The sequence below is a fragment of the Confluentibacter sediminis genome, from assembly GCF_003258355.1.
GTDB classification, from domain to species: Bacteria; Bacteroidota; Bacteroidia; order Flavobacteriales; family Flavobacteriaceae; genus Confluentibacter; species Confluentibacter sediminis.
In genome coordinates, this window is the sequence record NZ_QKPO01000039.1 from 1 (window position 1) to 1,407 (window position 1,407).

Annotated in this window: 2 protein-coding genes; both read left to right on the top strand. The window is 28.1% G+C overall.

The annotated features are described in order from the left end of the window. Nucleotides 1-482 precede the first annotated feature (482 nt). A complete protein-coding gene (locus DKT72_RS17765) occupies nt 483-680 on the top strand; it encodes a hypothetical protein (RefSeq protein WP_111310094.1) in 198 nt (65 codons plus the stop codon). Between the two features lie 108 nt (nt 681-788). Beyond that, on the top strand, nt 789-1,232 hold the full coding sequence (locus tag DKT72_RS17770; protein WP_220628155.1) for a hypothetical protein: 444 nt from the start codon (nt 789-791) through the stop codon (nt 1,230-1,232). Nucleotides 1,233-1,407 lie beyond the last annotated feature (175 nt).

Here is a 1,407-nt window from a genome sequence, read left to right on the forward strand (position 1 = left end):
AAAATAAGAACTTTCATCCAAAACTTAAAATTTTGAATTATATTTGAGAGGTTGTGCAACAGGCACACCGTATATAATTTATTGCTAGTTCTAGCCTACTTACGAAAATCCTCGCGGATTTTCTATTCGGTTTTTATTTGCTAAATTTAGTGCTTAAACCACGCAACAAACCATATACAAACACGTTACCAAACATATAAATTCAGTACGCTTTACTCTACTGATAACTGAAATATCTTTATTTTTTTCTCCCTTTTTTTAGCTTGTTTCCTTATATAAATATACGATTTTATTAGGTTAATTCCTTGTATATTTGTAACTTAAAGATTAATTAATCGACTAATCTATCATAGATAAAAACTATAATTAGTAAATACATTATAAATACATAGTATATACAGTATATACGTAATTATTACAAAATAATGTAATTTTGTATTCAACAATAGTTGAAAAACTAAAAAACGATTTTTAAATAAATCATGGGAACAGTAAACAAATATAAAGAACATTTCAAGAATAGCTTTAAGTCTTACAAATCTAAAAATGTAAGAAGTAAAGGAGAGCGTCTTGGTTGGTTATCTTTCGAGGATACTGAATCAGTTGATTTAAGAAAAGTTTTAACTAACGGAGAAGTTATTAAATTAAGTCAAGACAACAGACCTATGTTAGTTCCTTAAATGAAGTTAACTTCTTCAGGCTATACTTTAAAATTTATTCAAACTCACCCTTCTTGCAGTTGGCATGAAAAACGATATGTGTATAAGTTTTTTTCAATAAAAACGAAATTGCATTATATAGTATATGCTGATTATCATGTTCATGATTTTATTGCGGTTAAATTTTACGCAAAAAAGGATAGAAAGAGTAATAGAAAATACTCTAATGTTATTAATAAAGGAGATGTAGCTAATATTTTAATCACTTGCGCAAAGTGCATACCTGAATTATTGAAAATTCATCCCAAAGCATCTTTTGGTTTTATTGGAGCTAGAACAATCGATGTTAAATCCGATAAAGTTGAAGGATATAAAACAAACCAGCGTTTTAGGTTGTATAAATATCATATCCCTCAATTAATTGGAGATAAAACTTTTTTACACAAATCATTTCCAAACGCTAGTTCTTATATCTTGATTAATAGAAAAAATATTGATTTAACAAAAACCGAAAAACAAATAAAAGCGATGGTTTGCAATACATATCCTGATTTATTAAATGTCCAATTTTAATTTTTTGCTTCCAATTGTCAGCAATTTGCCTTCCCTCGAAAAAAAATAAAGTTTTCAGTATGTCAATGAACTTCTGAACTGATAAAAAATACGTTTGGTAACACCGTATCATCGATGTCATAGCCCAAAAAATACAGGATGTCCAAACGCATGCTGCAATGCTCTATAAGCTTGC

What these genes read in the sequence shown, in the direction of transcription:
- DKT72_RS17765 (WP_111310094.1), top strand. Translation starts at nt 483, where the DNA reads ATGGGAACAGTAAACAAATATAAAGAACATTTCAAGAATAGCTTTAAG.